The sequence below is a fragment of the Glutamicibacter sp. genome (genome assembly GCF_035257265.1).
Lineage (GTDB): Bacteria > Actinomycetota > Actinomycetes > Actinomycetales > Micrococcaceae > Glutamicibacter.
On sequence record NZ_DATEXC010000039.1, the window covers coordinates 140,753 to 167,420 of the forward strand.

Annotated in this window: 25 protein-coding genes; 9 read left to right on the top strand and 16 right to left on the bottom strand. The window is 56.2% G+C overall.

The window, feature by feature from the left end:
* The first annotated feature begins 11 nt into the window (after window positions 1-11).
* Window positions 12-1,175, top strand: coding sequence for an MFS transporter (locus tag VJ369_RS11585; protein ID WP_324092224.1), 1,164 nt, complete (start codon window positions 12-14; stop codon window positions 1,173-1,175).
* On the opposite strand, the gene VJ369_RS11590 is transcribed toward VJ369_RS11585, so the two are convergent.
* A complete protein-coding gene (locus VJ369_RS11590; RefSeq protein WP_324092225.1) occupies window positions 1,172-1,831 on the bottom strand; it encodes a LysE family translocator in 660 nt (219 codons plus the stop codon). The two genes, VJ369_RS11585 and VJ369_RS11590, sit on opposite strands and share 4 nt — an antisense overlap.
* Window positions 1,832-1,930: 99 nt before the next feature.
* On the opposite strand from VJ369_RS11590, the gene VJ369_RS11595 reads away from it, so the two are divergent.
* Window positions 1,931-2,260 carry a DUF4190 domain-containing protein gene (locus VJ369_RS11595; protein WP_324092226.1) on the top strand — a complete coding sequence of 110 codons (330 nt, stop codon included), beginning with the start codon at window positions 1,931-1,933 and terminating at the stop codon, window positions 2,258-2,260.
* A gap of 58 nt (window positions 2,261-2,318) precedes the next feature.
* The gene (locus tag VJ369_RS11600; RefSeq protein ID WP_324092227.1) at window positions 2,319-2,750 is read left to right on the top strand and encodes a DUF4190 domain-containing protein; all 432 of its coding nucleotides are present in this window, start codon (window positions 2,319-2,321) and stop codon (window positions 2,748-2,750) included.
* Window positions 2,751-2,862: 112 nt separating this feature from the next.
* On the opposite strand, the gene VJ369_RS11605 is transcribed toward VJ369_RS11600, so the two are convergent.
* Complete coding sequence (locus VJ369_RS11605) at window positions 2,863-3,420, bottom strand: YceI family protein (RefSeq protein ID WP_324092228.1); 558 nt, start codon at window positions 3,418-3,420, stop codon at window positions 2,863-2,865.
* A gap of 224 nt (window positions 3,421-3,644) precedes the next feature.
* On the opposite strand from VJ369_RS11605, the gene VJ369_RS11610 reads away from it, so the two are divergent.
* Complete coding sequence (locus tag VJ369_RS11610; protein ID WP_324092229.1) at window positions 3,645-3,803, top strand: hypothetical protein; 159 nt, start codon at window positions 3,645-3,647, stop codon at window positions 3,801-3,803.
* A 195-nt stretch (window positions 3,804-3,998) separates the two neighbouring features.
* Here the strand turns inward: VJ369_RS11610 and VJ369_RS11615 are convergent, their stop codons facing one another.
* Genes VJ369_RS11615 through VJ369_RS11630 form a run of 4 tightly spaced genes read right to left on the bottom strand, consistent with a single transcriptional unit; the run spans window position 3,999 to window position 7,591 of the window.
* On the bottom strand, window positions 3,999-4,976 hold the full coding sequence (locus VJ369_RS11615) for a glycine betaine ABC transporter substrate-binding protein (protein WP_324092230.1): 978 nt from the start codon (window positions 4,974-4,976) through the stop codon (window positions 3,999-4,001).
* Window positions 4,973-5,701 carry an ABC transporter permease gene (locus VJ369_RS11620; RefSeq protein WP_096254852.1) on the bottom strand — a complete coding sequence of 243 codons (729 nt, stop codon included), beginning with the start codon at window positions 5,699-5,701 and terminating at the stop codon, window positions 4,973-4,975. The genes VJ369_RS11615 and VJ369_RS11620 overlap by 4 nt, the downstream gene beginning before the upstream one ends.
* The gene (locus tag VJ369_RS11625) at window positions 5,698-6,900 is read right to left on the bottom strand and encodes an ABC transporter ATP-binding protein (protein WP_414652655.1); all 1,203 of its coding nucleotides are present in this window, start codon (window positions 6,898-6,900) and stop codon (window positions 5,698-5,700) included. Before VJ369_RS11625 ends, VJ369_RS11620 begins: the two co-directional genes overlap by 4 nt.
* Window positions 6,901-6,949: 49 nt before the next feature.
* Window positions 6,950-7,591: an ABC transporter permease gene (locus tag VJ369_RS11630; RefSeq protein ID WP_324092232.1), complete on the bottom strand. Its 642-nt coding sequence runs from the start codon at window positions 7,589-7,591 to the stop codon at window positions 6,950-6,952.
* A gap of 216 nt (window positions 7,592-7,807) precedes the next feature.
* On the opposite strand from VJ369_RS11630, the gene VJ369_RS11635 reads away from it, so the two are divergent.
* Together VJ369_RS11635 and VJ369_RS11640 are read left to right on the top strand one after the other, a co-directional pair.
* Window positions 7,808-8,659, top strand: a complete 852-nt coding sequence (locus VJ369_RS11635) for a fumarylacetoacetate hydrolase family protein (protein ID WP_324092233.1) — start codon at window positions 7,808-7,810, stop codon at window positions 8,657-8,659.
* Between the two features lie 206 nt (window positions 8,660-8,865).
* Complete coding sequence (locus VJ369_RS11640) at window positions 8,866-10,380, top strand: sodium:alanine symporter family protein (RefSeq protein WP_324092234.1); 1,515 nt, start codon at window positions 8,866-8,868, stop codon at window positions 10,378-10,380.
* Window positions 10,381-10,530: 150 nt separating this feature from the next.
* Here VJ369_RS11640 and VJ369_RS11645 read toward each other — a convergent pair whose 3' ends face one another.
* The 8 genes from VJ369_RS11645 to VJ369_RS11680 all read right to left on the bottom strand — a co-directional run bounded on the left by VJ369_RS11645 (window position 10,531) and on the right by VJ369_RS11680 (window position 20,477).
* Window positions 10,531-11,376, bottom strand: a complete 846-nt coding sequence (locus VJ369_RS11645) for a CoA ester lyase (RefSeq protein ID WP_324092235.1) — start codon at window positions 11,374-11,376, stop codon at window positions 10,531-10,533.
* A 229-nt stretch (window positions 11,377-11,605) separates the two neighbouring features.
* Window positions 11,606-12,013: a DUF4262 domain-containing protein gene (locus VJ369_RS11650; protein ID WP_324092236.1), complete on the bottom strand. Its 408-nt coding sequence runs from the start codon at window positions 12,011-12,013 to the stop codon at window positions 11,606-11,608.
* A 146-nt stretch (window positions 12,014-12,159) separates the two neighbouring features.
* Window positions 12,160-13,557, bottom strand: a complete 1,398-nt coding sequence (locus VJ369_RS11655; RefSeq protein WP_324092237.1) for an LLM class flavin-dependent oxidoreductase — start codon at window positions 13,555-13,557, stop codon at window positions 12,160-12,162.
* Window positions 13,554-14,765 carry an acyl-CoA dehydrogenase family protein gene (locus VJ369_RS11660; protein ID WP_324092238.1) on the bottom strand — a complete coding sequence of 404 codons (1,212 nt, stop codon included), beginning with the start codon at window positions 14,763-14,765 and terminating at the stop codon, window positions 13,554-13,556. The genes VJ369_RS11655 and VJ369_RS11660 overlap by 4 nt, the downstream gene beginning before the upstream one ends.
* Window positions 14,766-15,114: 349 nt before the next feature.
* Window positions 15,115-16,812 (bottom strand): ABC transporter ATP-binding protein, encoded by a 1,698-nt coding sequence (locus VJ369_RS11665; RefSeq protein WP_324092239.1) that lies wholly within the window; start codon window positions 16,810-16,812, stop codon window positions 15,115-15,117.
* A complete protein-coding gene (locus VJ369_RS11670; RefSeq protein ID WP_324092240.1) occupies window positions 16,812-17,705 on the bottom strand; it encodes an ABC transporter permease in 894 nt (297 codons plus the stop codon). Before VJ369_RS11670 ends, VJ369_RS11665 begins: the two co-directional genes overlap by 1 nt.
* Before the next feature lie 49 nt (window positions 17,706-17,754).
* Window positions 17,755-18,753 (bottom strand): ABC transporter permease, encoded by a 999-nt coding sequence (locus tag VJ369_RS11675; protein WP_324092241.1) that lies wholly within the window; start codon window positions 18,751-18,753, stop codon window positions 17,755-17,757.
* Entirely contained in the window at window positions 18,750-20,477 is a 1,728-nt protein-coding gene (locus VJ369_RS11680; RefSeq protein ID WP_324092242.1) for an ABC transporter substrate-binding protein, read from the bottom strand. The genes VJ369_RS11675 and VJ369_RS11680 overlap by 4 nt, the downstream gene beginning before the upstream one ends.
* Before the next feature lie 321 nt (window positions 20,478-20,798).
* Here VJ369_RS11680 and VJ369_RS11685 point away from each other — a divergent pair, with 321 nt between their 5' ends.
* The gene (locus tag VJ369_RS11685; protein ID WP_324092243.1) at window positions 20,799-22,214 is read left to right on the top strand and encodes an NtaA/DmoA family FMN-dependent monooxygenase; all 1,416 of its coding nucleotides are present in this window, start codon (window positions 20,799-20,801) and stop codon (window positions 22,212-22,214) included.
* A 118-nt stretch (window positions 22,215-22,332) separates the two neighbouring features.
* Here VJ369_RS11685 and VJ369_RS11690 read toward each other — a convergent pair whose 3' ends face one another.
* The gene (locus VJ369_RS11690; protein WP_324092244.1) at window positions 22,333-23,508 is read right to left on the bottom strand and encodes an NADP-dependent malic enzyme; all 1,176 of its coding nucleotides are present in this window, start codon (window positions 23,506-23,508) and stop codon (window positions 22,333-22,335) included.
* A 380-nt stretch (window positions 23,509-23,888) separates the two neighbouring features.
* Here VJ369_RS11690 and VJ369_RS11695 point away from each other — a divergent pair, with 380 nt between their 5' ends.
* Together VJ369_RS11695 and VJ369_RS11700 are read left to right on the top strand one after the other, a co-directional pair.
* Window positions 23,889-24,302, top strand: coding sequence for a helix-turn-helix domain-containing protein (locus tag VJ369_RS11695; protein WP_324092245.1), 414 nt, complete (start codon window positions 23,889-23,891; stop codon window positions 24,300-24,302).
* A 134-nt stretch (window positions 24,303-24,436) separates the two neighbouring features.
* Entirely contained in the window at window positions 24,437-25,684 is a 1,248-nt protein-coding gene (locus VJ369_RS11700; protein WP_324092246.1) for a PLP-dependent aminotransferase family protein, read from the top strand.
* Between the two features lie 15 nt (window positions 25,685-25,699).
* Here VJ369_RS11700 and VJ369_RS11705 read toward each other — a convergent pair whose 3' ends face one another.
* Window positions 25,700-26,629: a LysR substrate-binding domain-containing protein gene (locus tag VJ369_RS11705; protein ID WP_324092247.1), complete on the bottom strand. Its 930-nt coding sequence runs from the start codon at window positions 26,627-26,629 to the stop codon at window positions 25,700-25,702.
* Window positions 26,630-26,668 lie beyond the last annotated feature (39 nt).

Genomic DNA, 26,668 nt, shown 5'->3' on the forward strand with positions numbered 1-26,668 from the left:
TAGGAAAAATAGTGAGCAAGTCACCGGCTGTGGCACCTCGGCAGCTGCCCGACTCGGCGTTGCGTTTTGTTGGTTTTTTAGCATTCTTTGACCGGTATGGCACACCGCCCATGTTCGTAGCCCTCTCGTTGAGCACGGCACTATCGTTGTCTCAAGCGGTAGAGCTTGTGGCCGGATACTCCTTGCTTTACGCATTGGGGCAGCCGCTTTGGGGGCTGCTAAGCGATCGATTCGGCCGGCTCACGGTGCTTCGCTGTGCATTGTTAGGTGCTGCCCTAGGCGCAATCGCCAGCACGCTATTCACGTCTTTTCTCGCCCTGCTGATAGCCCGAGCGCTAACCGGGCTAATGTTCGGTGCCCTCTATCCCACATTGCTGACGTTGCTGGGCGATACCCGCGTTGGGCTTGCTAAGGCCCGTGGGCTCTCGGATCTGCAGATCTTTTCGTCCTTGGGCACCACGTTGGCGACGCTCGTTGCCGGTGCCATTGCCACATCCATTGATTGGCGCTTGGTCTTCCTACTTCCCGCATTCGGAGCCATCGCTGCACTCTGGTCGTTACGCCATGTGGCGGAGCCGCAACGCGAACAAACCACCCGGAATTTCAAAGCTGCCTTTGGCCGGGAGAATTTGCTGCTCTACGCGGTGGTCTTCCTCGAAGGCGGGCTGCTCATGGGCTTCTTGACGTATATCGTGCCAGCCTTACAAAGCGTAGGGATGGGAATCTGGCTCGCCGGTGTTCTGGGATGCGGTTTTGCGATCGGCGTGATTCTCGGAGCACGGTTCATGCGGATACTCGTACCGCGCTTTTCTCGCACATGGCTTATCGGAATCGGCGGGCTCATCCTGACTCTCAGTTTTGCACCTTCCGCGTTGTGGTCCTCCGCAGTGGCCTATACCGTGACGGCGTTCCTCATCGGTGCGGCTAACGCGATTATGCATTCCTCGATGCAAGGCTGGGCCACCGAAGTGGCACCTCAAGCTCGTGCCACAACGGTCTCGTTCTTCGTCTTCGCACTGTTCTTTGGAGCTTCGGCGGCCACTTACCTGACTGCGGATCTCGCAGAACAAGGAAACTACACACAGATTTTCGCAATAGGTTTCTGGCTGAGCATTCTCCTGGTGGCCGTTGCTACTTGGCTGCATGCGCATTGGTACGCAAAGCAACCAATTTAGAACAGCGTACTGAGCAGCACGCCAAGACCCATGGCGGTCAACGCTATACAGGCGACTAATTCTAGGCGCAGCGTGACCTCAGGCTTCTTGAACCAATGCATGGCTTTCGCGGCGACTGCGCTCAGGATCAGCAGGTAAATAAAGCCGACCGCGGCAAAGACCGCACCTAGTCCCATTCCCCACCACAAGGTATTTGAACCTTTAGGGATGAAACTTGGCATCATCGCTAGAAACAACAACCCTAGCTTTGGATTCAGTGCCGCCGAAAGAACACCAGCGATAAATGCTTGCCGGCCCGTCCGCCGCGGCTTTGTCTTAGCGTGAACATTTCGCGTCTCGGTACGTGCAATCGCGTTATCCGCATTGGCGACGGTCCGGGAATTGCGGAATCCAGAGATTCCCAAATACATCAGATAGAGTCCGCCAAGAATGGCGATGGCCGTTTCAACCACCGGATAGCGCTGCATCACTGAGGCCGCGCCTGCACCGGCTAAGGTAGCCCACGCAAATATGGCCGTCACCATGCCAAGCGCCGCAACGATACCGTGAAACTGGCGCACCAGAGAGAAACGAAGCACTAAGAACGTGTCCGGCCCTGGCGAGAGAGTGACCATCACGCATACCCCGAGGTATGCCAGAAATGAAGCCCAAGTCATGATCTTCAATTATAGAAATCAGTCATGAGGGTGCGGGAATTCATGACGCTGGCCTAGCATTAGAAGAACAGTATCAAGGCGCAGAGGAGGCGAAGAAGAATGACGCAGTCACCATGGTCACCGCAACCCGAATGGCAAGCGCCCGCCTCCACGCAGAACGCTTACCCCTTGGCGAATCCAGGGTATTCCCTCGCCCAAACCTCGATGGTCCTCGGGATCCTTTCACTTTTTGTTGTCGGAGTGATTCTCGGTCCAATCGCTCTGATGAAAGCGCACGAAGCCGAACGAGATTATGGAGTTCAAGCCACGGTTGGCAAGGTTACCGGGCTAATCGGGTTGATTTTTGGGGCGCTGCAAGTTCTGGCAGTTGTCGGGTATTTCCTTCTCATGCTGTTCCTAATTCCAGCCTCGATCTATGGTTCCAATTAGCCAGAGCACGGCTGAGGCCTTGATTTACCAACCATTCTTTTAGTTTTAGGAGTCTCCAATGAGCACCGAAAATAACGAACCGACCAACCCTTACAGCTCCGGCAACTCCGGCCAACCGCCGCAGTACTCCAGCCAGTACCCAAATCAATACCCGAACCAGTACCCAGGACAGAATCAGCAGTTCGCAGGCACTCCGGGATACCCGGCGTACGGCTACAATCCGCAACAGGCCGAAGGTGCGCAACTCGCGCAAACATCGATGATCTTAGGGATCATTTCGCTCTTCGTCGTAGGCATTATTCTGGGACCTATAGCCATCGTGAAGGCCAAGAAAGCCGAACGAGAATTTAACACCGATGCCACCGTTGGAAAAGTCACCGGTTGGATCGGAACGATCTTCGGAATTCTCGGCGTTCTTTATATCATCTTCCTGATCGTTGTTGCTTTCTCGTTTGCCGGAACCTCCATGATGTATTCGGACTACTCGTAGTTCGCACTGGCACAAGAGCCGACGAAGCCCCGGTCACTACACATGATGTGTAGTGACCGGGGCTTCGTCTGTATCGGCCCTTATCCATCCCCCATGGAAGGATACGGGAAACTTATTCTGCGGTTGGCAGGACGAACGATGCGTCGATCTCGATCTTGACCTTGTCGCTGACCAATACGCCGCCTGCTTCGAGTGCAGCGTTCCAGGTGATGCCGAATTCCTTGCGGGAGATGGTGGTCGAGGCAAAGAAGCCAGCGCGGGTTGCACCGAAAGCGTCAACAACCTGGCCTCCGAGCTCAGCCTTGAATTCAACCTGCTTGGTAACGCCGCGGACGGTCAAGTCGCCAACCAAAACGAACTCTTCGCCTTCACCCTTAACTCCGGTGGACTTGAAGGTCATTTCTGGGAATTCTTCGGCGTTGAAGAAGTCGCCGCTCTTCAGGTGACCGTCGCGGTTTGCGTCCTTGGTGTTGACCGAGTCGATCTTCACGGTAGCTTCTACCGAAGATTCTGCGAGGGTCTGGCCAATGGTCAAGGTTGCGTCGAATTCCTGGAAGCTGCCGCGGACCTTGGAAACGCCTGCGTGGCGAACCGAGAAGCCGATTTCCGAGTGCGATGGATCCAGGTTCCAGGTACCGGCGGTCAGTGGTGAAGTTGCAGTTGAAGTCATTTTCAAATCCTTTTCCTCGGCGCCAACCATGTAGTTGACGTTTCAATTTGTTTTGCTGATACAAGTATTGCACTGTTTAAGTTGAAGCGTCAACCACCTTGCGCAAGAAATCTTCAAAATCTTTCGAAGCAAACCACCTAAGTTCTAGCTGACTAGTAATTTAGCTTTCAAAATTTCTTCAAGAAAGTCTTATCTCCCGTCAATCTGATGGCTAGACTGGCCGCATGAGCACCCTTGAGAACAGCCCAGACAAACAAGAACAAGAAGCTGAACTAGCAGCAGACCTTGAACAGATCTGGCAAGAAGAGTCCCCAGACACCGCCAAGACCACCAAGTTCGCCGACGAAGTAGACGGAGAACTTGGGACCCGCGAGGGCGCCTAGGAGCACTTATTTGTGATACTTCCATGGACCCTGAAGCAATGAGCCTTACCTGCTTCATCAGTGTTTCAGGGTAAGCATCAGCAAAGAACCAACTTCACGTAAACATTGTGCATGCGCTGCTTCGATCGGGTTAACGGCAAACGACCGCCTTTAGAGGAATCCTCCGAAGGCGATCGCTTGGTGTTAACTTGGTGCTTAGGGGGCAGTTATTAGACCCTCGTTGAGCATCCATTCATAAGCTACGTCGGCCGGTTCGCGTCCCTCGACGTCCACCTGATAATTAAGGTCCAGAAGAACCTCATCGGTAAGTAGGGGCGCAATCTGCGCCATCACATCTTTGACACCCGGGTTCTTTTCCAAGAACGCCGCGTTGAAGGCAGGCGCTGCGTTATAGCTTGGGAAGTATTGTTTATCATCTTCCAATACCGTCAGATCTAACGCCTTGATACGTCCATCAGTCGTGAAGACCTCACCAAAGTTACAGGCACCTTCTGCGGTCGCTTGGTAGATTGCGCCGACATCGTAAAGGCCAATGTTGTCCTCCTTGACCTGGCTTCCGCGCTTCATCCCGTAATGCTCAAGCATTGGAGTTAGCCCGTCACGACGCGAGTTGAACTCCGGATCGACGCAGAAGGTCAGCTCTTTTGAATCCAACTTGGACATCTCAGAAAGCTTTGTAATACCCAAGCGATCGGCCACCTCGCGGTTCATGGCCATGGCATATGTGTTGTTCAACGGAGCTGGTTTGCCCCACACAATCCCATTGGCTACGTCCTCATCATGCACTGCTTGCCACTGCTTTTCAGCACCAACGATGGGCTTTTCATGCCCGAGGTAGGTCAGCCAGGCAGTTCCTGTGTACTCCCACAATGCGCTGGCATCTCCCGAGAGCAACAACTGACGTGCTGGCTGTGAGCCTGGCACGTTAGTCAGGTCCGTGACGTTGTAACCGGCAACGTCCAAAGCGATCACCGAAATCTTGCCCAAGAGCAGCTGTTCGGTAAAGGACTTCGAGGTGACAGTCACCTTGGCGTCTTTGTCCAGCGACTGGTCTGCTTTGATAATCCCGGGATTAGCATCTGGCACCGTACCGGTTGCCGGGCTCAACCCACACCCGGTTAAGCCAAGGAGCGCTGCGAAGGATAGGGCCCCAAATTTCAGTTTGCGATTCATGAGAGTCCTTTCGGCCGAGCGACCTGTTCCACGACTCGCCCCAGCCAGTCGATGGTCAGCGCAAGTAGTGCAACCAGCAGCGAACCGGCAATCAACACCGCGTTCAAGTTCAGGTTCACCCCGGTGGTAATGAGAATTCCCAGTCCACCACCATTAATGAAGGTCGCCAAAGTGGCCGTTCCAACGAGCAGCACCAAAGCGGTTCGAATTCCGGACAGCATCACCGGAACCGCAAGCGGCAGCTCCACCTTGAAGAGGACCGCCGATTGGCTCATACCGATACCGCGCCCTGCTTCTACGAGCCGCTCGTCAACTTGCTGTAAGCCGACGATGGTGTTTGAAAGTACCGGAAGGATCGCATAGATCACCAAGGAGACAATTGCCGTGACTGGGCCGAATCCCAGCCAGAAGGCCAGAAGCACGATTACACCAATGGCCGGTGCCGCCTGGCCGAAGTTTGCAATTGCGCGCACCACGGGTGCCGCCTTGCGAAAAGCAGGACGGGTGAGAATGACACCAAGCGGAATCGCAATGATCAGAACGATCACCGCTGAAATCAGCGTGATTTCTAAGTGCTCCTTCGTGTATCCCCAGATTGTTGCCGGGTCCAGCGTTTGTCTTTCTGTCTCGGTGAGGTTGGCGTTAACCAGCCAGATCACCAGGATTCCGAAAGCTGCTGCGATACCTAACAGCTGGTAAATCAGTCCGCGTTTTTCTGCGTTCACGAAGTCTCACCACCAGATTGCCGACTATCCAACTCGATATCCTGCAGGTTGATTGCACCGGAGTTCAATCCCACCGGTGCGTCATGGTCCCCATCCATATTGGAGTTAGTGGCGGCGATCGCTTCCATTACCGTCTGCACGGTGATGATTCCCTTGAGCACATCGCGGCGCCCAGTGACCAAGGCAGACTCCGTGCTGGCAACCAGCATGGTGTCCAACGCATCGTTGAGCGTGGCCTGTTCACCGACTACCGGCAAATCCGGATCGTAAGTACCGTCAATGATTTCCGCACGTGAAAGCTGACGGCGGTTTAAACGGCGCACCGGACGTCCGCGTGAATCGAGTACCACGACGTATTTGCGGCCCGCACCCTGCAATTGCGACAGTACATCCGAGGCATTCTTTCCTGCGGTGGTAGTAATCGCCTCGGAGAGTTCCACCTGGTTCACGCGAGTCAGCGTCAGCTGCTTCAGTCCGGCACCGGAGCCGATGAAGTTCTCCACAAACTCGCTGGCCGGGTTAGCCAGAATACGTTCCGGGGAATCGTACTGCTCTAGTTGCGCGCCTTCGTTGAAGATCGCGATCCAATCTCCCAGCTTCACGGCTTCATCGAAGTCGTGGGTCACGCAAACAATTGTTTTCTGGACTTCAGACTGAATGTTGAGCAGCTCGTCCTGCAAACGCTGACGCGTGATCGGATCCACCGCGCCGAATGGCTCGTCCATCAACAGCACCGGTGGATCTGCCGCCAAGGCACGCGCTACACCCACGCGTTGCTGCTGTCCACCGGAAAGCTCCTTCGGGAAGCGATCGCGGTAGAGCTCAGGATCCAGCGATACGAGTTCAAGCAGCTCATCTACGCGGGCCGCAATTTTTTCTTTGGACCAACCCAGCATCTTGGGCACCATGGCGATATTAGTAGCCACGGTCATGTGCGGGAAGAGGCCTCCGGCCTGGATGACATACCCGATACGGCGGCGCAGTTCGTCGCCATCCATATCTGTCACGTCTTCTCCGTTGATGATAATTTCGCCAGAGGTTGGCTCGATCAGCCGGTTGATCATTTTCAGCGTTGTGGTTTTGCCGCAACCCGAGGGACCAACAAACATCACGATGGAGCCTGCAGGAATCTCAAGAGTCAGGCCGCCAACCGCAGGTTTTTTCTGTCCCGGGTAAGTCTTGGTGACTTCCTGGAGCATGATCGACGCTCCGGTGACGTTCTGTTCGGTACTGGTTTCGACTTTATTTTCAGACACGGATACCTCGCGGGATAGTCAGTCGGCCAACGCCGAGCAAGATCAAATCAAGAATGAGCGCCAAGATGACAACGCCAACCACGCCGGTGACGACTGATTCTAAGGCGTTTGCGCCACCCAGCCGGGATAGGCCCGAAAAGATATAACCGCCAAGCCCAGGCCCCAGCGCGTAGGAGACAACTGCGGCCACACCCATAACCATCTGCGCTGAGATGCGCACGCCGGTTAGGATCACGGGCCAGGCCATGGGCAGTTCGACGGAGAGCAGGGTTTTCATGCGGCTCATGCCGATGCCCTTCGCCGATTCAACGACCGTCGGTTCGATGTTGTTCAGTCCCACGATGGCATTTCTTAGAATCGGGAGGGCAGCGAAGAACGTCACGACGATCACCGCCGGTAGAACACCAAAGCCGAAAGGAACGATCAGAATACCGATCAGTGCAAAGGACGGGATAGTCAGCCCAATCGCACTAATGCCATTGGCCAAACCAGCCAGTGATTTGCTGCGATACACCAGCACGGCGATCAGCACTGCAATGATTGTCGCCAGGACGAGGCATTGGGCTACGAGCCACAAATGCTGCCAGGAGGCGAATAGGATTTGGCGATATCTTTCGCCGAAAAAGTCACCCACATTAAGACCTGCTTCACTTTAGTTTCGTTTCATCCACTGAGCTGGAATCGGTACCTTGACTCAGCATTCGCCCCAAGTTTACCGGCCTTCACGCTCATCATTCGGTATCATTTCGATAAATCTTCAGCTGACTTGGTCAGTTACGAGTGTCGGTTTGGTCTATCAGCATGGCGCAACATGCTAGCCAAGACGGTGCGAATGTAGTGAGATAGAAACATGAAACTAGCTACCGTGCGACTGACCACCGAACCCGGACTAACAACGGCCGCCGTCATTGAAGATGGCCGACTGTACTACCTGGAAAACTTGTCGAACATTCAGAAGTTCCTACGGCTCGATTACCCAACCCAGCAGGAAGTCGTCGCACGAGCCTTAGTCGGTGACTCGATTGCCGAAGCTGAGGCTGATTATGCCCCATTGATCCCCAATCCGGCCAAGGTCTACTGCATAGGCCTGAACTACCGTAACCACATAGCCGAGGTGGGTGCCGAGGAACCAGAGTTTCCCACGGTTTTCGCAAAGTTCGCGTCCACACTATGCGGAGCAAATGACGCTGTTGAAATCCCGGCCGAGGATCACCGCATGGATTATGAAGGCGAACTCGCCATCGTCATCGGTACCGCCGGTCGCCGCATCTCCGTCGAAGATGCGGCCGCACACATTGCTGGTTATGCGGTTTCAAACGATGTTTCCATGCGAGGCTTCCAGGGTCGAACCACCGAATGGCTGCAGGGCAAGGCATGGGACAAGTCGACTCCGGTGGGCCCCTGGTTGGTCACCACCGACGAATTCAGCGCCGGCGCGAAGATCACCACCAAGGTCAACGGTGAGGTAGTTCAGGAAGATTCCACCGACGATCTGGTGTTTTCCGCGGCGGAGCTAGTCTCCTACCTCTCGGTCATCAATGAGCTGCAGCCAGGCGATTTGATTCTCACCGGAACCCCTGCCGGGGTGGCCTTGGGCCGACGTGATGAGCATGGCCGCCGCCCATGGCTGAAAGCCGGAGACGTGCTTGAAACTAGCATCGATGGTCTGGGCACTTCCAGGATTAAGTTCGCTTCCGTATAGCTACTAACTCGTCAAAGTCCCCGCGTCAGCTTTTGACGCGGGGACATCTTTTTAAACCTCTTTTCAGCCTGCCAATGCGACACGAAACAGCGGTTGTGACTTGACTCTCAGCATCACGTATGATGGCTCACAATGTCACTTCGACTGGCAGTCATCACCATCATCATCATCATCATCATTCACTCGCATCGAAGGATCTAGAAGTCATGGATGATTTGGGAACACTCTTCGGAGATATCTCCTCGGTTATTTGGGGGCCGTTTGTCCTCATCCCGCTGCTCTTGGGCACCGGGTTGTATCTGACCATTCGCTTGGGCGGTTTGCAGTTCTTCAAGCTCGCAGCAGCGCTTCGTCTGGGCCTGCTCAAGCGCAAAGACGACGAAGCTGAAGGCGACATCTCGCAGTTTCAGGCACTGACCACGGCATTGGCCGCAACTGTCGGTACCGGTAACATCGTGGGCGTGGCTACCGCCATCGGCATCGGTGGACCGGGCGCACTATTTTGGATGTGGGTCACCGGCCTGCTCGGTATGGCATCAAAGTACACCGAAGCCTACTTGGGCGTACGATTCCGCGGAACCGACGCAGCTGGCGAAAAATCCGGCGGTCCGCAGTACTACCTAGAACGCGGCATCAAGGGACCTTTCGGTAAGTTCTTGGCACTGTTCTTCGCCATCGCCGCAACCCTGGCCTGCTTCGGCATCGGTAACATGACTCAGGGCAACTCCATCGCGATTAACCTTGAGAGCTCATTCAACGTCACCCCATGGGTTACCGGCGTGATTCTGACCGTATTGTCCATCGCTGTTCTTGTTGGTGGCATCAAGTCCATCGGTAAGGTCACCGCTGGCTTCGTTCCAGTCATGATCGTCTTCTACGTGGCAGCCTCGATCTATATCCTGATTGCTAACGTAGGTGGAATCCCCGCTGCGTTCAGTGAAATCTTCACCGACGCTTTCACCGGCACCTCGGCTGTCGGCGGCTTCACCGGTTCGGCAATCATCATCGCCGTTCAGTTCGGTGTCGCCCGCGGTATCTTCTCCAACGAGTCCGGCATGGGTTCGGCTGCCATCGCTGCAGCTTCGGCGCAGACCACCCACCCGGTTCGCCAGGGCTTGGTTTCCATGACCCAGACGTTCATTGACACCCTCATCGTGGTTACCTGCACCGGTCTGGTTATCATCACCACCGGTTCCTGGAAGCTGGTCGATGAAGCAACCGGTGAGCAGATCTCCGCTGCACTGATGACAGGTGAAGCCTTCACTAACGGCCTGCCAGGCGAATGGGGACACTGGATCGTCACCATCGGCTTGGTCATGTTTGCCTTCTCCACCATCCTCGGCTGGTGCTACTACGGTGAACGAAATATCGAGCGCCTATTCGGACGCAAGCTGGTCATGCCATTCCGCATCGTCTTCTCGCTGGTCGTTTACGTAGGTTGCACCACCGAGCTGACCGCAGTGTGGAACTTCTCGGATATGATGAACGGTTTGATGGCACTGCCGAACTTGATCGGTCTGCTGATTCTCTCCGGCATGGTGGCTCGCGAAACCCGCTGGTACCTGAAGAATGATCCAAAGCTGGAAGCCAACAAGGCTGACATTGAGAACTTCATGTCGGGTCGGCCAGGCTGGGCAGAATGGAAGGCTGGTGACGTGATTGGTTCTTCCAAGAACCGTGGCGCTCACCAGGCTGCACAGGATCCGGATCCAGTGCGCTAGGCTCCGGATACACTCCTGATAACTAACACCGGTGGCGGCGATGGCAACCTTGCAGGTTTCCATCGCCGCCACCGGTTTGTCTTAAGATACAGCAATGGCTGGAGTCCACTGTGAGGTGAATTCCAGCCTTTGCTGTATTGCTTGTGAAGTCTAGGCGTTCCACAATCCGTAAGAATCGGCCAGATCGGCAATCTTCTGCGCGCGAGCCAGTCGAGGCAAGTACGAACCATCGCCCACTGAGGCGCCCGCAGCGTGTGCTTCGAGCAGCTCCATGGCCCAGGAGAGCTCGTCCTCGCTTGGAGCCAGTGCAGCGTTGATACCATCAACGTGTTCGCTGGATAGGGAAAGCTTCCCGGTCATCCCCATGGACGCGGTGACCAGTGTTTCCTCGGTAACCTTGGCAGCATTTGCGCCGGCAGGCGGCGGACCGTCGATAGCGCCTGGCAGCTTACCCACACGGGATGCAATCACGAGCTTTCCGCGAGCATAGGCCAACGCCATCGGGTCATCAGAAACACCGGTGTCTTTACGGAAGTCATTAACGCCGAAGGCCAAACGGAAGGTGCCCGGAGCCGAGGCGATGTTGGTGGCGTTTTCAATACCTACGGCGGTTTCGATCAGCGCGAGCACCGGGGTACCTGCACGCAAACGCATTGCGGTGTAGGTGACCTGCTCTGGCTTTTCGGTCATTGCGAGCATGACGCCGCGTAGGCCAGGCGTCTCAGACAATGCTGCAAGGTCATCCGCCCAGAAGTCGGTGTCGGTACCGTTAACGCGGACCCAGGCGGTCATGCCGTTGGAAAGTGCACGCACCACGTTGTCACGGGCGAAGGCTTTCTTGTCGTCAGGAACTGCTGCTTCCATATCAAAAATCACCGAATCAGCTTCACAAGCTAAACCGGGACCGAAGTCTTCTTCTCTGGCAGCGTTAACCAGGAGCCACGAACGGGATAATTTTGCTGGGAGGGCCGCAGCGCGACGATTTCGGAAAGCCATATGACAAGCCTACTCACTTTTCACGCCGGTCATCTACCGACACCCACCAGCATCTATCACTTGCACCGAAGCTCACAGATGATGCTAAATACAGGGCCGTGTGGTCAGACCAAAGAAGTCAATAATTCATAGATTTCACCGTAAAATTTATGCCCTAATCCACAGACGAAATCATGCAGGCTTCAATTCTTCGGCACCAGCCTAAAGCCCACATCGGCAAGTTTTCACGCTAATTTTGGTTGGCCTGCAGCGCTCCAAGTGGAAATTCATCACCGCCAAAAAGGATCTCCAGCACTCGCACCGATTCGCCGTAGCGCCTGTATGCAAAGGGCACCTGCAACCGGATCCCTGTAGAAATACCGGAGAAAACCAGAAGCCGCCCGTCTTTCCAGCAAGAGGTATGCGCGTGAGCAAAGTACTCATGATTCTCAAGTACGGATGCTGAAAATCCATTCAACATCTGCATGCTGTCTTCCATGTCCAAACCGCGGACGAGAAACTCCGGGTGCCCGATTTTGCTCAAACCGACGGTGTAGGCATAGGGCTCGTAGCATTCGTCGCCCTCGACATAAATAATCTCCCTGCCGTAATCTCGAATGCGTTGAGCCGTGCGGGCTTCTACCTGCTTGCGAGTCATTCCATTGCACATATCGCACATGATGCTTCTCCTTGGTTTGCCAACCTTCAACTGGCATTCCAAGTGTTGGCCCATTGCAGGGCGTGGCGGGAAGCTATCTCAAAATTGTGGATAACTTCCCGTCATTATGCGATAAACCCTCCGCGTCAGTGTGACGATTCGAACTTGACGTTTGCCTCGTCCGGTACGTTACTGAACACCCCGCGGTAGGAGGCACCGAGGTGTTCCTTCGGAAGAAAATCATGACCGAATAGTTTCTGGCGCAATGTGCCGGGAGCATATTCGGTTTTAGCTAACCCACGTCGTTGAAGTTCTGGCAACAAGAGTTCATTAAATTCTTCATAGCTGCCCGGGAGTCTCCAGTTGATCACGTTGATTCCATCCACCCCTGCGGCCTGCCATGCTTCGAGCTGGTCCGCGATTTGGGCCGGGGTGCCGGCAGCGTAGCCGCGCCGGATCCGGCTATCGGCAAGATCCGCCAGGGTCGGTTCACGTTCCGGGGTCGCGTCGCGAAGCCACTGGACGTGCGCTTGTCCTCCATTGTTCGGGATATCTATCAGGCGAGTGCCATCCGGCAACCGGGTTCCGTCTGGCAAAATTCCCAAGGATGCGTGGGTCAAAAATCCGGTCGTCGAAGCGTACTGGAGGTATTCGGCTTCCTTGGCTTTGACCTCCGCTTCGTCTTCCCCGATAACCAGTGAGATCCCCTGAAAGAACTTGACCGACTGCGGATCTCTCCCCGCCTGGGCAACCAACGCCCGTGTGCGGTCGATGTGTTCCTTAGCGACTTGAGGGTTAGGGGTCATAATGAATTGGCATTCGGCGTGCGTAGCAGCGAATTTAATGCCACGGGCGGACCCTCCTGCTTGAAAGAGCACCGGCGTACGCTGTGGTGAGGGCGATGGCAGGTGAGGCCCCTCGACCTTGTAGCGCTTGCCCTCGTGGTAGATCTTATGGATCTTGGCTGGATCCGCGTAGCGCCCGCCTTCTTTGTCTTTCAGCAAGGCTCCCTCGTCCCATGATCCTTCCCAAAGCTTGTAAACAACTTCAAGATATTCATCGGCCCAGTCGTAGCGTTCGTCATGGTCGGGCAGGCATTCCAGCCCGTAGTTTCGTGCCGCGTTCTCCTGCGTGGAGGTGACGATATTCCAGGCGATACGGCCCTTGGATATATGGTCCAGAGTGCTCAGCTGACGGGCAAAATTAAACGGGTGGTTCTGCATCATGTTCGAGGTGGTCGCCAAACCGATGTGTTTGGTCGCCACCGCCAGTGCACCGAGCAGCACCGTGGGGTCGTTGGAAGGGATCTGTAATCCCTCATGCACGTTGTCCACATACTGCCCATCTGCAGGACCATAGAGGCCCGAAACGTCGGCGAAGAACATGGCATCAAACAAACCTTCTTCGAGGGTCTTGGCGACCTGAAGCCAAGTTTTGATGTCGTTGAATTCGGCCTGGTTAGCCTCGGGATGACGCCATTGGCCATGCTGAATGTGGCTGGCGGTGTTCATGACGAAGGCATTGAAAAACAGTGGCTTACTCATGCGTTGCTCCTAGTGTTTTGCTTGGCGGTGCCCACATAGACCACGTGGATATTTGCGTCTCCGCTGATGAGGTGCTGACCGATCTCGCGGGCACGGTAGATCAATGGGTTGTGGCTAGCGATCACCCGAGCGTTTCGCCAGTGGCGGTCAAGCCGGCGTGACTCGCTGACCGCGGAGGCTCCGCCAACTTCGAAAAGCTGTGTGGCGATTTCCGGGACTGCCTCACCGATGAGCAATTGAGCCTGGGCCACGTTGAAGTGCAGCTCCGCGGCGGTCTCTGCGTCGAGGATCCCCGAATTTTCCAAGCTCAAGGTGTTCTCCAGCTGTTCGGACGCTGCGCGAAGTGCCGCTTCTACACCAAATACCTTTGCTCCAAGACGACCCACGGTTTCTTCCACCAATGGATCACGCTGCGGACTATCACCTACGCCGTGGTCGAAGGTGCGGGTACGTCCCTGCACATATTCCACGGCGTCGCGGCGTACCGCCCGGGCGATTCCGGTCAGTGCGGCGAGCAGCACCAGCTGCACATAGGAGGTAAACACTTCCGGGAGTGATTCGCGGCTATGGTCTTGGACGTTGGCCGGGTCCACCAACACCCGGGTGAAAAGAGTGGTGCCCGAAGCGGTCAGCCGCTGGCCGAAACCATCCCAGTCGTCCAGGCGTCCCACTCCGGCATCGTCGCGGTGCACGATCACCCGTACCCCGGAGCCTGACTCGCGGTCCGCCGAAACGCTGATCCAATCGGCGTAGAGACTCCCGGTGGAGTAGAACTTCGTGCCTTCAAGCCATAACTGTCCGCCATCCTCAAACAACGTGGTGTTGTTCTGGCCCGGCTGGTTGCCTTTCTCGGTGGTGGCGTTTCCGAAGATCTCCCCGGCTACGATCCGCGGTAGCCAACGGGCCTGCGCGGCCTCGTCCGCCTGCAGGAATGACTCGACGCTGGTGAAGTGGGCGCGCAAGGCCTGGACAAGATTCGAGTCGGCTTCGCCGAGCCGGGTCAGCAGGTCAAAAAACTGCGAAATGCTCGCGCCGCTCCCGCCAAATTTAACCGGCACACGCACGGCGGTGAATCCGCTATCCGCAAGCAGAGCCACCGCCTCGTGGGCCAGCTGGCGTTCCGATTCACGAGCCACCGCACCGGCAGCGATCTGGTTGAATACCGGAGCGAAGCGTTCGCGCAGGGCCTGACGTGTTGGGTCGCTCATTTGTTCTCCTTGAAATAAGTTCGGTGAGTATGTTGTCTCTTCGACTTCAGCTTCGCCCTGGAAGCTGCCTTGGAATAGTTCCTCGGGAGGTGTACCGATCAGCGGCTTTGACCGGTCAAATTTTTGGACGTAACCCCGTGCTATTACTCAGATAGGCCCGCACTGTATGCAGGCAAGATCCGTTCGTTGGTTTCTAGCAAACCCCGCAGGGCACCTGAGTCTCAAATGAGATTTCAAGCGGCGTAGGCCCGCGCAATATGACGACTTATGGGACTGAACCAGCGCCGGGATACCGCGTCATTATTGGTCATCAAACCTCCTTTATGACGCAGTAATCCGGTGCTCCCCTCTAGCTCTGGACAACTGCCAGTTTGGGCGCGGCCGAAAGAAGCTTGCGAGTGTATTGTTCGGCAGGATGAGCGAAGACCTCGCTGGTACGTCCGGCCTCAACGACCCGACCGGATTCCATCACGACGACTTCGTCACTGATATGCTGCACAACCCCTAAATCATGGGAAATGAACAGGTAGCTGAGCCCAAACTCGCGTTGCAATTCATCAAGTAGGTCCAGCACCTGGGCCTGAATCGATACATCCAGCGCGGAAACCGGCTCATCACAGATGATCACCTCGGGTCCCGGGGCGATAGCTCGGGCGATGGCGATACGCTGACGCTGTCCTCCGGATAACCGCAGAGGTAACCGCGAGGCCACCGAGTCATCTAGTCCAACAATCTGCAAGAGCCGTTTGATCTCTTCGCGCCGTTGTGTGCGTGAAAGGTTCTGTCCGGCACCCAACGCCTCGCCCAGAATCCGGGCCACATCCCACTGGGGGTCAAAAGATCCCAGCGGGTCTTGATAAATGGTGGTGATCTTAGAACGGTGGGGCCGACGCTGCTTTTCCTTCAGCGAGCTCCACTCCTGGCCCAGCAACCGCACGGTACCTCGATCTGTTGGAGTCAACCCCAGTGCCATCCGTGCCACGGTGCTCTTTCCAGAACCCGATTCGCCCACAATGCCCAAGGTTTTGCCGCGGTTCAGCGCAAAAGAAACATCTTGGACCGCTACTCGTGGGCTGCCGTCCGGATTGCGGTAAATCTTGCGCAGGTTTTCCCCTACCAAGACCGGAAGTCCGGCATCGACCGCTTGCCCTTTGCCCCGGCTGCTGGCGATCAGTTCGTGGTGCCGCTCGGAGATCGTCACGGTTCCGGTAGATAATTTGGTGCCGCGAGGCTTGTTGGTGGGAACGGCCTTTAGCAACCCCTTGGTGTACTCGTGCTGCGGGTTGCTCAGCACCGCTTCCGTCCGCCCCACCTCCACCAGTTCGCCGGCGCGCATTACGGCGATACGATCTGCCAGCTTCCCCACCACCGCCAGGTCATGGCTGATCAAAAGCAAGGAGGTACCGGCCCGCTTACGCGCGGCGAGCAGATCAAGAATTTGGGCTTGAACCGTGGCATCCAAGGCTGTAGTGGGTTCGTCGGCTATGAGCAGCGCGGGGTCCAGCGCGATGGCTGCTGCAATCAACGCGCGCTGACGCAAGCCGCCGGATAGTTCTCCGGAGCGTTGGTTGATTCGTTGTTGCGGTTCGGGCACACCGACGGCTTCCAACAGGTCAAGTACCTTCGCGGTGCGGTCCGCCGAGGAAAGCTTGGTATGGATGCGCAGTGCGTCTGAAATTTCCTGGCCTATGGTGCGCAATGGATCCAGCGAAACCAGCGCGTCTTGCAGCACGTAGCCGATCTGGGGCCCGCGTACGGTGCGCCAGGTTCGCTCGGACGCACTGCGCAGATCTTGACCGTTCAGTTCGAGGGCTTTCGCTTGGATCTGAGCATTGGTCCCGTTCAGCCCGAGCAGAGTTCGCGCGGTCACCGATTTTCCTGAACCTGATTCGCCCACGATAGCCAGGCATTCACCCGGATAAATTTCGAAGCTGACCCCGTGCACGGTTTGTTTGACCCGCTGTTTTGAACCGAATCCGATCAACAGGTCCTCGACCTTGATCACCGGCTGCGATTTTTTATCCAGTATTTGGGTAGTTTGCTGCATTATCTGTCCTTGAGCTTGCGTTGGATACCGTGGCCGAGCAGCGTGGTGCTGGCGGCGCTGAGCACGATAAATAATCCGGGGAAGAACGTCAGCCACCAAGCGTTGCCAATATAAAGACGTCCTTGGGAGAGCATGGAACCCCACTCGGGATCCGGCGGGGTGGCACCCAAGCCGAGGAAGCTCAGTGACGAAGCCCAGACGATGGCTTGGCCTACCCCGAGTGTTGCCAATACAAAGAGCGGTGCCGCCACATTGGGCAGAATATGGCGAACAATGATGTAACCACCGGATTTACCCTGCACGATGGCTGCCTCCACATATCCGGAGCGGCGAATCGACAGGACCTGCGAACGGATCATCCGCGCGTAGCCGGGCGCCGCCGATAATCCCACGGCAATCGTGGTGGTGACAACGCCCGGGCCGAGGATAGTGATCACCAGCAAAGCCAGCAGCAATCCGGGGAAGGCAAAGAGCACTTCGAGGAAACGTGAGACCCCGAAGTCCACTGCTTTAGTTCCCAGTCCTGCCAACGCGCCGAGTACCAGCGCGACGCCGAGCCCAATCAACGTAGCCAGCACGCCGATCAGCAACGAGCTGCGCGTCCCAAAAATAACCCGGGAGAAAACATCTCGCCCAGACTCGTCGGTACCGAACCAGTGCGCGGCGCCCGGTGCGGCGAACGCTTGGGCCGGATCCATATCTAACGCCCCGGTGGTCGCGATCCAGGACGGGAGCACCGCCGCGATCACCAGCCCTATCAGGACGATGAATGGAAGAACGATCCCCAGCCCAAGCGTGGGAAGCCTGCGGGAGCTCCCTGGTGTGTCTCTTCGAGTTGGTTCCGCGGCGAGGTGCCGCGTTTCAATTTCAGGTGCTTCGATTCCTTGTGTCATGGCTGCCTTTGGTAAAAATCATTAGAAGGATAGGTGACTGGCCTCTGGCTCATTGCGCACGCAACCGTGGATCTGCCAGTCGTTCGGCCAGATCACTGAGCAGAGTGACGATGATGTAAATCGCCGCCACCAGCACCACGCACCCAAGGACGACCGGGACATCGCGCACCAGCACCGATTGCAACAAGGTGCGCCCAATGCCCGGGCGGGCAAAGACCGTCTCGACGACTACCGCACCGCTAATCAACGAGCCCATAGCCCACCCGGATAGTCCGATGCCCGGCAACGCCGCATGGCGAAGCGCGTGACGCAGGCTCAGCTGGATTTCCGATTCGCCGCGGGCCCGGGCAGAGATGGCGAAGGGCGAAGTCATCGCTATGAGCATCGACTCGCGCATCACCTGACCTAAAAACCCAGCCAGCGGGATGGCTAAGGTCAGCACCGGGAGGATCAGACTGTCGATTCCTGGGGCGCCGCTGGTTGCGGGCAGCAGTTGCAGATTTACGCTGAACACGAGAATCAGCAGGCTACCAAGCCAGAAATGTGGCACAGCGGCGGAGATAACCTCCAACAGATTTCCCACGACTGCCGCAATACGCCCACCGCGCGAGGCCCACAGGGCCAAACCGAGGGCCAGCACCCAAGCGGTCGCCAACGCAAGCACCGCCAACAGCAAGGTATTACCTAATTGATCTGCCAGTACCTGAGCCACCGGTTCGCGCAGCTGGTAGGAGTCTCCCAAATCTCCGGTGACCAGTTTCCCCAGGTACGTGCCGTATTGGACTAGTAGTGGCTTGTCCAAACCGGCAAGTTCACGGGTCGTATTGCGCACTTCCTCGGTGGCGTTATTTCCCGGACCGCCAAGCAGTGCGTCTACCGGGTCACCCGGGACCAGACGCATAGCGAAGAACGCTAAGGTCGCTACCGCCAACAGAACTCCGGCAGCTCCTAGGACACGCGAACCGATGACCTTGAGGAAAGTTTTTCGTTTGGCATGTTGCTCTGCTCCGGGCGACAACTGCTGTACTTCTTTGATCTCTAGGCTCATGATCGGTCCAACCAGGTTTCGTAGAAGGTGGGCATGCCCAAGGGAGAGAGCAATTCGAGACCCAACACATCCGAGCGCAAACCAAGCCTGGTCTGCTGGTCAAAGATCGGTAGTGAAAGGTATTGCTCGTCGACAAGTTTCTGCGCTTTTTTATACAAGCGGCCGCGTTCTTTTTCACTGCCGGTGGTCGCTGCCTGACGCAACGCGTGATCAATGGCCTGCGCTGCCGGACCCGTCAACCCATTGTTATTCGCGTGGTATCCGCCCTCGATAACCGAGGGAATGTTCGCGGAGTCGTAAACAATATTGAGCACCTGCGGAGAGTTTTTCGTATAGTACAGCGGCGCGATCCCGTATTCCCAGGCGTAACGGCGCTCGTTGAACGTGGACGCTTCTTCTTGATTGATCAGCAGTTCAAAGCCCACAGCTTTCGCGCTGTGTTGGAACTGTTCGAGCACTGATACCGGAACGAGGATCGAATCGTTCTGGATAACAGTAGTGCTCAGACGTTGCCCGTCCTTGGTGCGGTAACCTTCCGAGTCTCTTTCCTGCCAGCCCGCTTCGTCAAGCAAGCGGTTGGCTTTGCCGACATCCTGAGCGTAGTTTTCCGGATTCTGGACGTTGAACTTGGTGATGGAACTCAGCGTTGAATTTGAACGGGGTACGGTACTCATGAAAATGCTCTTCAGCGCTGCATCCACATCTACCGCCCGGACAAAGGCCTCACGCACTCGGCGGTCCGCCAGTGCTCCGGTGGTGGTATTCAGCGTCAGATTCACTACATGGCCAGGTCGCGAACCGATCAGCGTTTCCAGTGCAGGATCCGTCTCAGCAGCCACTGCGTTTTGTGGCTGCAGTACATCGATCACGTCCACCTCACGAGATTGCAAGGCGGCGAATCGTGCTGCATGATCCGGCAGAAATCGCCAGATAATTTTCTCCAGATAGGCGGGGCCTTCGTGCTTCGCCGTCGGCGCCGGGGTGTTGTAGTCCTCGTTGCGTACAAGCACTACCTCCTGCTGCTTGGACCAGCTTTGGACTTTGAAGGGACCGGTACCTACCGGGGCGAGACAATTTTCTTCCATGCCGCGGTCCAGGGCCTTCTGCGATTGGATCGGAACCCAGACCTGGGCGAAATGCTCCAGCAGGGCATTATCCGGTTCAGACAGGTGCACCCGTGCGGTGAATTCGTCGATTATCTCAACCGAAGAAACCTTTTCCACGGCCAGGATGCCGGTGCTTGAGAGGGTCTTTGGATCCTTGATGTAGTCAATATTCTTCGCAATGGTCTGCGCATTGAGCTGCTGCCCGTCGGTGAAGTACACATCTTGGCGAACCGTGATATCCAGTGCGAGCCGGTCCTCGGCCCACTTCCAGCTCTTGGCCAGCCACGGCTGAATCTCTCCACTGTCATCTTGGAAGAACAACGGTTCAAGGTACTGGGTGGATACAAGTGCCTGCGGCACATTACCCGAAACGATTGGATCCAAGCAGGTAGGTTCCACGTCCCCTGTCGCGTAGACCAAGGTGCCTCCGGAAATCGGCTGCCCGTGGGAGGTCCCAGCGGTAGTGTCAGCGCCGCAAGCGGTTAATGCGCCGAGCAGCACGACAAGGCTTGCCGCCAGGGTTCCTCGCGTCGCGAATCTCTTCACGGTGCTGCGCTGACGCGCCGTTTTTGCAGCGCTGTGCGTGTCTGTCGAATACGCCGGCTGGCGATTTGTCACGGTGGTACTCCCCTGTAGTGGATGATGCGAAAGCTAAAGATTTGAACAGCGACGATGGTCCGTTCGCTCTGCACTCAGTTTCATCCGTGTCCTGTCAGCAGGACAATGCGCTGCTCAACCTCGCTTTGCACAACTTCGCGCGGGGACGCGGCACGTCACCTAAGGACATAAAAGCCGCTTCACATTCCGTTCATAAATCATTTTCCGCGTCACATGACGAAGTACCGCGACCAGCTACTTCGTATTGTTCGCTGCTCCGCAAGAGCACTGAAAGCATCGGAGCAAGAGAACGCATTACAACCGAGGATCTGAGAACACACCATGGGAAAACCACTTCATTTCAATGCCTTCGTCATGAACACCACCAGCCATATCCAGCACGGTCAGTGGCGCCGCCCCGATGCCGGGCAAACTGAATTCAACGACGTTAATACCTGGATCAATCTCGCCAAGATTCTGGAGGAGGCAAAGTTCGACGCGATGTTCTTCGCCGATGTCTCCGGACTTTACGGCGATACGGAAGCCGACTATGACGTGTACGCCCATGAAGGCCTGCAGATCCCGTCCAATGACCCCACCGTGTTGCTCGGTGCTTTGGCGGTGCACACCACGCAGATAGGTTTGGCCACCACCTCAAACATCGTGCAGAACCACCCGTTTAACTTTGCCCGGCAGATATCCACCCTGGACCACATCTCCAATGGGCGCATCGCCTGGAATGTTGTCACCGGCATCAACGAAAACGCCTCGCGCAACTACGGTCTGCCAGCGTTGACCGACCATACCGAACGTTATGCCTGGGCCGACGAGTACATCGATGTCACCTACAAACTCTGGGAAGGTTCGTGGGATGAAGGCGCCTTGCTCAAAGACAAGAAAAATGGGCGGTACGCGGATCCGGCCAAGATCAACAAGATCTATCACCAGTCAAAGCGCTACCGAGTCGAAGGACCCCACCTGCCTTCGCCCTCCAAGCAGCGCACACCGGTGCTTTTCCAAGCCGGGTCTTCCGCATCGGGCCGGGATTTTGCAGCGCGCAATGCCGAGGCGACGTTCATTATTGCTCCGACACCTGGCGTCGCCAAAGAACTGATCGACGAAACCCGGCGGTTGGCTGTTTCCCATGGGCGCCGGGCAGAAGATATCAAGTTCTTCCAGGGACTATCTTTCGTTATTGGCGACACCGAGGAAGAAGCCCGAGAAAAGTCCAAGTACTACGACGAGTTCATTAGCGTCGACGGCTACCTGGCCCACATGGCCATACTCGATAGGACCGGACGCGTGTATCCAAAGGAAACCAAGCTCAAGGACCTTGATACCAACACCTCCAAGGGCATGGCCGAATGGGCCGGGAAGCACATTACCGACCGTGAACCGACTCTCGAGGATGTTGCCACGCTCCAGTCGCACAGCACCCGCTTGGTAGGCACACCCGAGCAGATCGCGGATCAGCTGGAAACTTGGCAGGACGCTGGGGTTGATGGCATCAACGTCATCAATTGGGTGATCCCAGGTTCCTTCCAAGAATTTGCCGACAAGGTGTTGCCGGTTCTCCGCGCGCGTGGTTTGGCACAGTCCGAATATTCCGAAGGCACCTTGCGTCAGAAGATGTTCGGCGAAGGCGACCTGCTCAATGAGCGCCACCCGGCCGCCCGCTACCGTGGAGCATTTACCCAGGGCCCACGTACTTGGGACGAAGCCGATGCGCTGCGGGACAAGGCAGCCGCCACCGTCTAATTAGAACTGTGCTTAAACAAGTGGGCGTCCAAGAATCATCACTGATTCTTGGACGCTCACCTTGGTCTGTCAACGATTACTGTTGCGACCTAATGCGTATGCTTCCCCGGTGGAGGAATTATTTAGTCTCTTCAGCCAGCGCGCCCACTGCGGCGGCAACCGCTGGCATCACACGATCATCGATGGCAGAAGGAATGATGTAATCGGCAGCCAGATCGTCACCGACAAGTTCAGCAATGGCGTGCGCCGCGGCGACCTTCATTGCTTCGGTGATCTTCTTGGCACCCGAGTCCAGGGCTCCACGGAAGATACCTGGGAAAGCGAGCACGTTATTGATCTGGTTCGGGAAATCACTGCGTCCGGTGGCTACTACTGCTGCGTACTTTTTAGCAACATCTGGCATGATTTCCGGGGTTGGGTTCGACAGCGCGAAGATGATGGCGTCCTTGTTCATCTTGGATACCGCTGCCTCGTCAAACTGCGAAGACGACAAACCAACAACAACATCGGCGCCTTCCAATGCTTCGGCGAGGCCGCCCATGACGTCCTCACGATTGGTGCGTCCGGCAAGTTCTGCCTTGACCGCGTTGAGATCATTGCGTTCACGGTGAATGGTTCCGCGTGAATCGAGCACGATTACGTCATCCACACCAGCTTGCAGCAGCAGGTTGGTCACCGCTACGCCGGCCGAGCCTGCGCCGGAGATGACAACCTTCAGCGAGCTGATTTCACGCTTGGTGTGACGGGCCGCGCCAATCAGTGCCGCCAGGACCACGACGGCGGTGCCGTGCTGGTCATCGTGCATCACCGGGCAGTCCAAGGCTTCGATCAGGCGCTTTTCAATTTCAAAGCAGCGCGGTGCCGAGATGTCTTCGAGGTTGACCGCACCAAAGCTTGGGCGTAGGCGAATCACCGTTTCAACGATTTCATCAACGTCGGTGGTGTTCAGCACCAGTGGGATTGAATCCAGACCGCCGAATTCTTTGAAGAGCGCGCTCTTGCCTTCCATGACCGGGAGCGATGCTGCGGCGCCGATATTGCCTAGTCCAAGGACTGCGGTTCCATCAGAGATTACCGCGACCAGGCGTGAAGCCCAGGTGTGGGTAGCGTGCTTTGCCGGGTCATCTGCAATTGCCTGGGACACCTTGGCGACGCCGGGGGTGTAGGCAATGGAGAGGTCACGCTTGGAATTCAGGGGCATCTTCGATTCAACGGAGAGCTTGCCGCCAAGATGGGCGTTGAAGATCTCTTCGTCGGTGATGGTGGTCAGGTCTGAGGTAGTTTCAATAGACATTAAAAGTATCTGCTTTCAAGAAAGTTCTGATTCACGAAAACGCAGTACCCACGAAACTTGTGGCATAGCGTAGGAACGCGCATGACCATTCATCCGACCGCAAAGGAACCCGAACCAACGCATTTAAGGTGGACATCAGGCTTCCCTATACACAATTCCCACTCCGTCGTTGCCAGGTAAGGCGAAACGCTCCGTCGTGGTGTGCCGGAAGATGGCTGGTCAGTACTTTCTTTAGACCTACAATTTCCACCATACGGGAACCGTTGATCGTTTTACAACCCCCGTTCGTCGTATTGGGGTAATAATCGATAAATGCTTCAGCAGGTTTCTTGGCGACCAAATTCTATGCATTCTCCGCTTTTCTCAGGCAAGATGAACATATGGCATCACCTACTTCCGCACTTGGCCGGGTCCGTACCTTTGAAGCACTAGACGCGAAAACTACCGAGCGATTACACCGCGCTTTGGCCGAGTCTGAGGACACGACGGTTTTCGTCAACGGCACCGCATTACAACTGCCTAAAGACGCACATGACGCCTTGCTTGAGGTGCTCAATCGCTTCGCAGCTGGCGAGTCGGTCAGCATCGGGACTACCGAGCTGCTGCTCAACACCTCACAGGCGGCGCAGATGGCTGGAATCTCAAATTCGTATCTGCGCAAGCTGGCCGATGCGGGCATCATTCCCGTGGAGTACCGTGGAACTCACCGGCGCATACGCCCGAGCGCCATTCAGGCTTGGCTTGATCAACGCCCGGCGAAAGAATCCGAAGCTAAAGACTTACCTACCGGATAATTTTGATCCCTTGCCATCTGGTAAATTTACTGCTGGAATACTAAAGTATTCCAGTAGAAAACTTCGCTGGGTTACCCCCAAAGGCGATGCCACACTTCCTGCAACCAGCGGGTAGCTGCCGGTCAAGGAGGACCATGTCAACGAACCAGCCAGTCGACGCGTTGTTAACAACCCACGAAGCGCTGTTCTCCGAACGCGCGGCCGGGATCAAGCAGTCCGCAGTTCGCGACGTCTTCGAATTGTCACTGGACCCCTCCCTTGTTTCGCTGGCAGGGGGCAATCCATACCTGCAGGTACTTCCCCTGGAAAAAATTGGTGACATCGCCAAGCGCATCATCACCGAGCAGGGCCCGGTGGCTTTGCAATATGGTTCAGGCCTAGGAACTCCTGAACTGCGCGAACAAATCCTTGAAGTGATGGCTGCCGAGGGCATCACCAATGTCTCGGTTGACGATGTTGTCGTGACCAACGGTTCCCAGTCCGCGCAGGATATGGCCTGTAAGGTTTTCTGCAACCCCGGCGACACCGTACTCTGCGAAGACCCAACCTACGTCGGTGCACTGAATACCTTCGAGGCCTACCAAGTGAAAGCCGCTCCGGTACTCACCGATGAACACGGACTGGTTCCAGAAGCGCTACGTTCTAAGATTCACGAATTACGCGCCGCGGGCGAAACTATCAAGTTCCTCTACACGATTCCAAACTTCAATAACCCGTCAGGCATCACCCTAGCCGCCGAACGACGTCCGGAAATCGTGCAGATCTGCCGTGAAGAAGGCGTGCTGATCCTTGAAGATAACCCGTATGGCATGCTGCGTTATGAGGGTGAGGCAGCCCCAACGTTGCGTAGCCTGGACGAAACGAATGTCATCTATATGGGTTCATTCTCCAAGATCTTCTCCCCCGGCCTGCGCATCGGCTGGGCTGCGCTGCCAACTCATTTGTTCCGCCGCTTCTACCTTGCCGGCGAGGCGGTGGCACTATGCCCGCCAACGTTGAATCAGATGATCATCAGCTCGTACCTCACCGAGCATGACTGGCGAGGACAGATCCAGACCTACAACGATCTCTACCGGTCCCGGCGCGACGCGATGCTCGAAGCGCTGGCCGCCCATCTACCGGCCGGAATTACCCATACACACCCCGAGGGCGGATTCTTCATCTGGCTAACCCTGCCAGCAGGAATTGATACCTACGAGCTTCTGCAAAAAGGCGTTGAAGCCGGTGTTATCTTCATTCCCGGTGCAGCTTTCAGCTCTTCCGAATCGGCACACCACAAACTTCGTCTGGCCTTCTGCGCCGTGGATGAAGCAACTATTACCGAAGGTGTCCGCCGTCTTTCTGCACTGCTGGAAACCGAAATCTCCAAGCTCACCAGCTAGGCGCGTGGTTGGGCGCTAGCTGGGCCGGCCTGCAAAGCTCGCTATCTCAAGCATCCTTAGTTCGGTCGCGCTTAAGGTGTGGTTCCGTGACCAGATGGCACGGAACTCACGCAGCAGGCTTGGTCCTTCAAACTCAACTTCCACAAGCTTGCCTTGCTCAAGTGATCCAGCAACGGCTAACTGGCTAAGCACTGCCGGTCCCATTCCAGCAGCTACACACTGGCAAATTGTCGAATTACTGTTAAATTCTGCAATCGGCTCGGGCCGTTCGGCATGGGAAATATAATCCAGGAATGCCCGAGTTCCAGAACCGTCCTCACGCTCAATGAGCGCGGTACTCTGTAACTCATGCACGCTGAGCGGAGAGCTTCGCTGCGCCCAGGGATGAGAAGGAGCTACGACCACCGCCATGGCGTCATCCCAGACCTTGTGATAGCGCAAGGACTGAGGAATCTGCGGGGTCTCCACAAATCCGAACGTCAGTTCACCATTTTGCACCGCGGCGATCACATCTTGGGAATTCATAATGCGCATACGCGGTTTCACCTGTGGCAGATTTCGGTGAAGCGTGCCGATCCAGGATGGCGCCAGGTATTCGGCCACGGTCATGCTGGCCGCGAAGACCAATTCGGCTCCTCCTTCACTTGCCAAGGTGCGCGCCCCAGCGGCCAAATTATCAAGGGAAGCCAGGACCTCTCGGGCCCATTGCACGGTGAGGACACCTTCGGCGGTCAGTGTGGATCCAGTGGTTTTTCGGATAACTAGTGGGTAGCCCAGCCGTCGTTCCAGGGTCTTCAAAGCGCGGGTGGCATTGGGCTGCGCAACGCCGACGGCTCGCGCTCCTGCACTCAGACTCCCATGGTCCGCGATTCCTACTAGCAGCGTCAGCGATGAAACCTGAATCCATTGGGCAATATCTTGTAAGTCATTGGGAGGACGATCCATATCATGATCATATGCCCGTGATAGCAGATCAAGGAATAC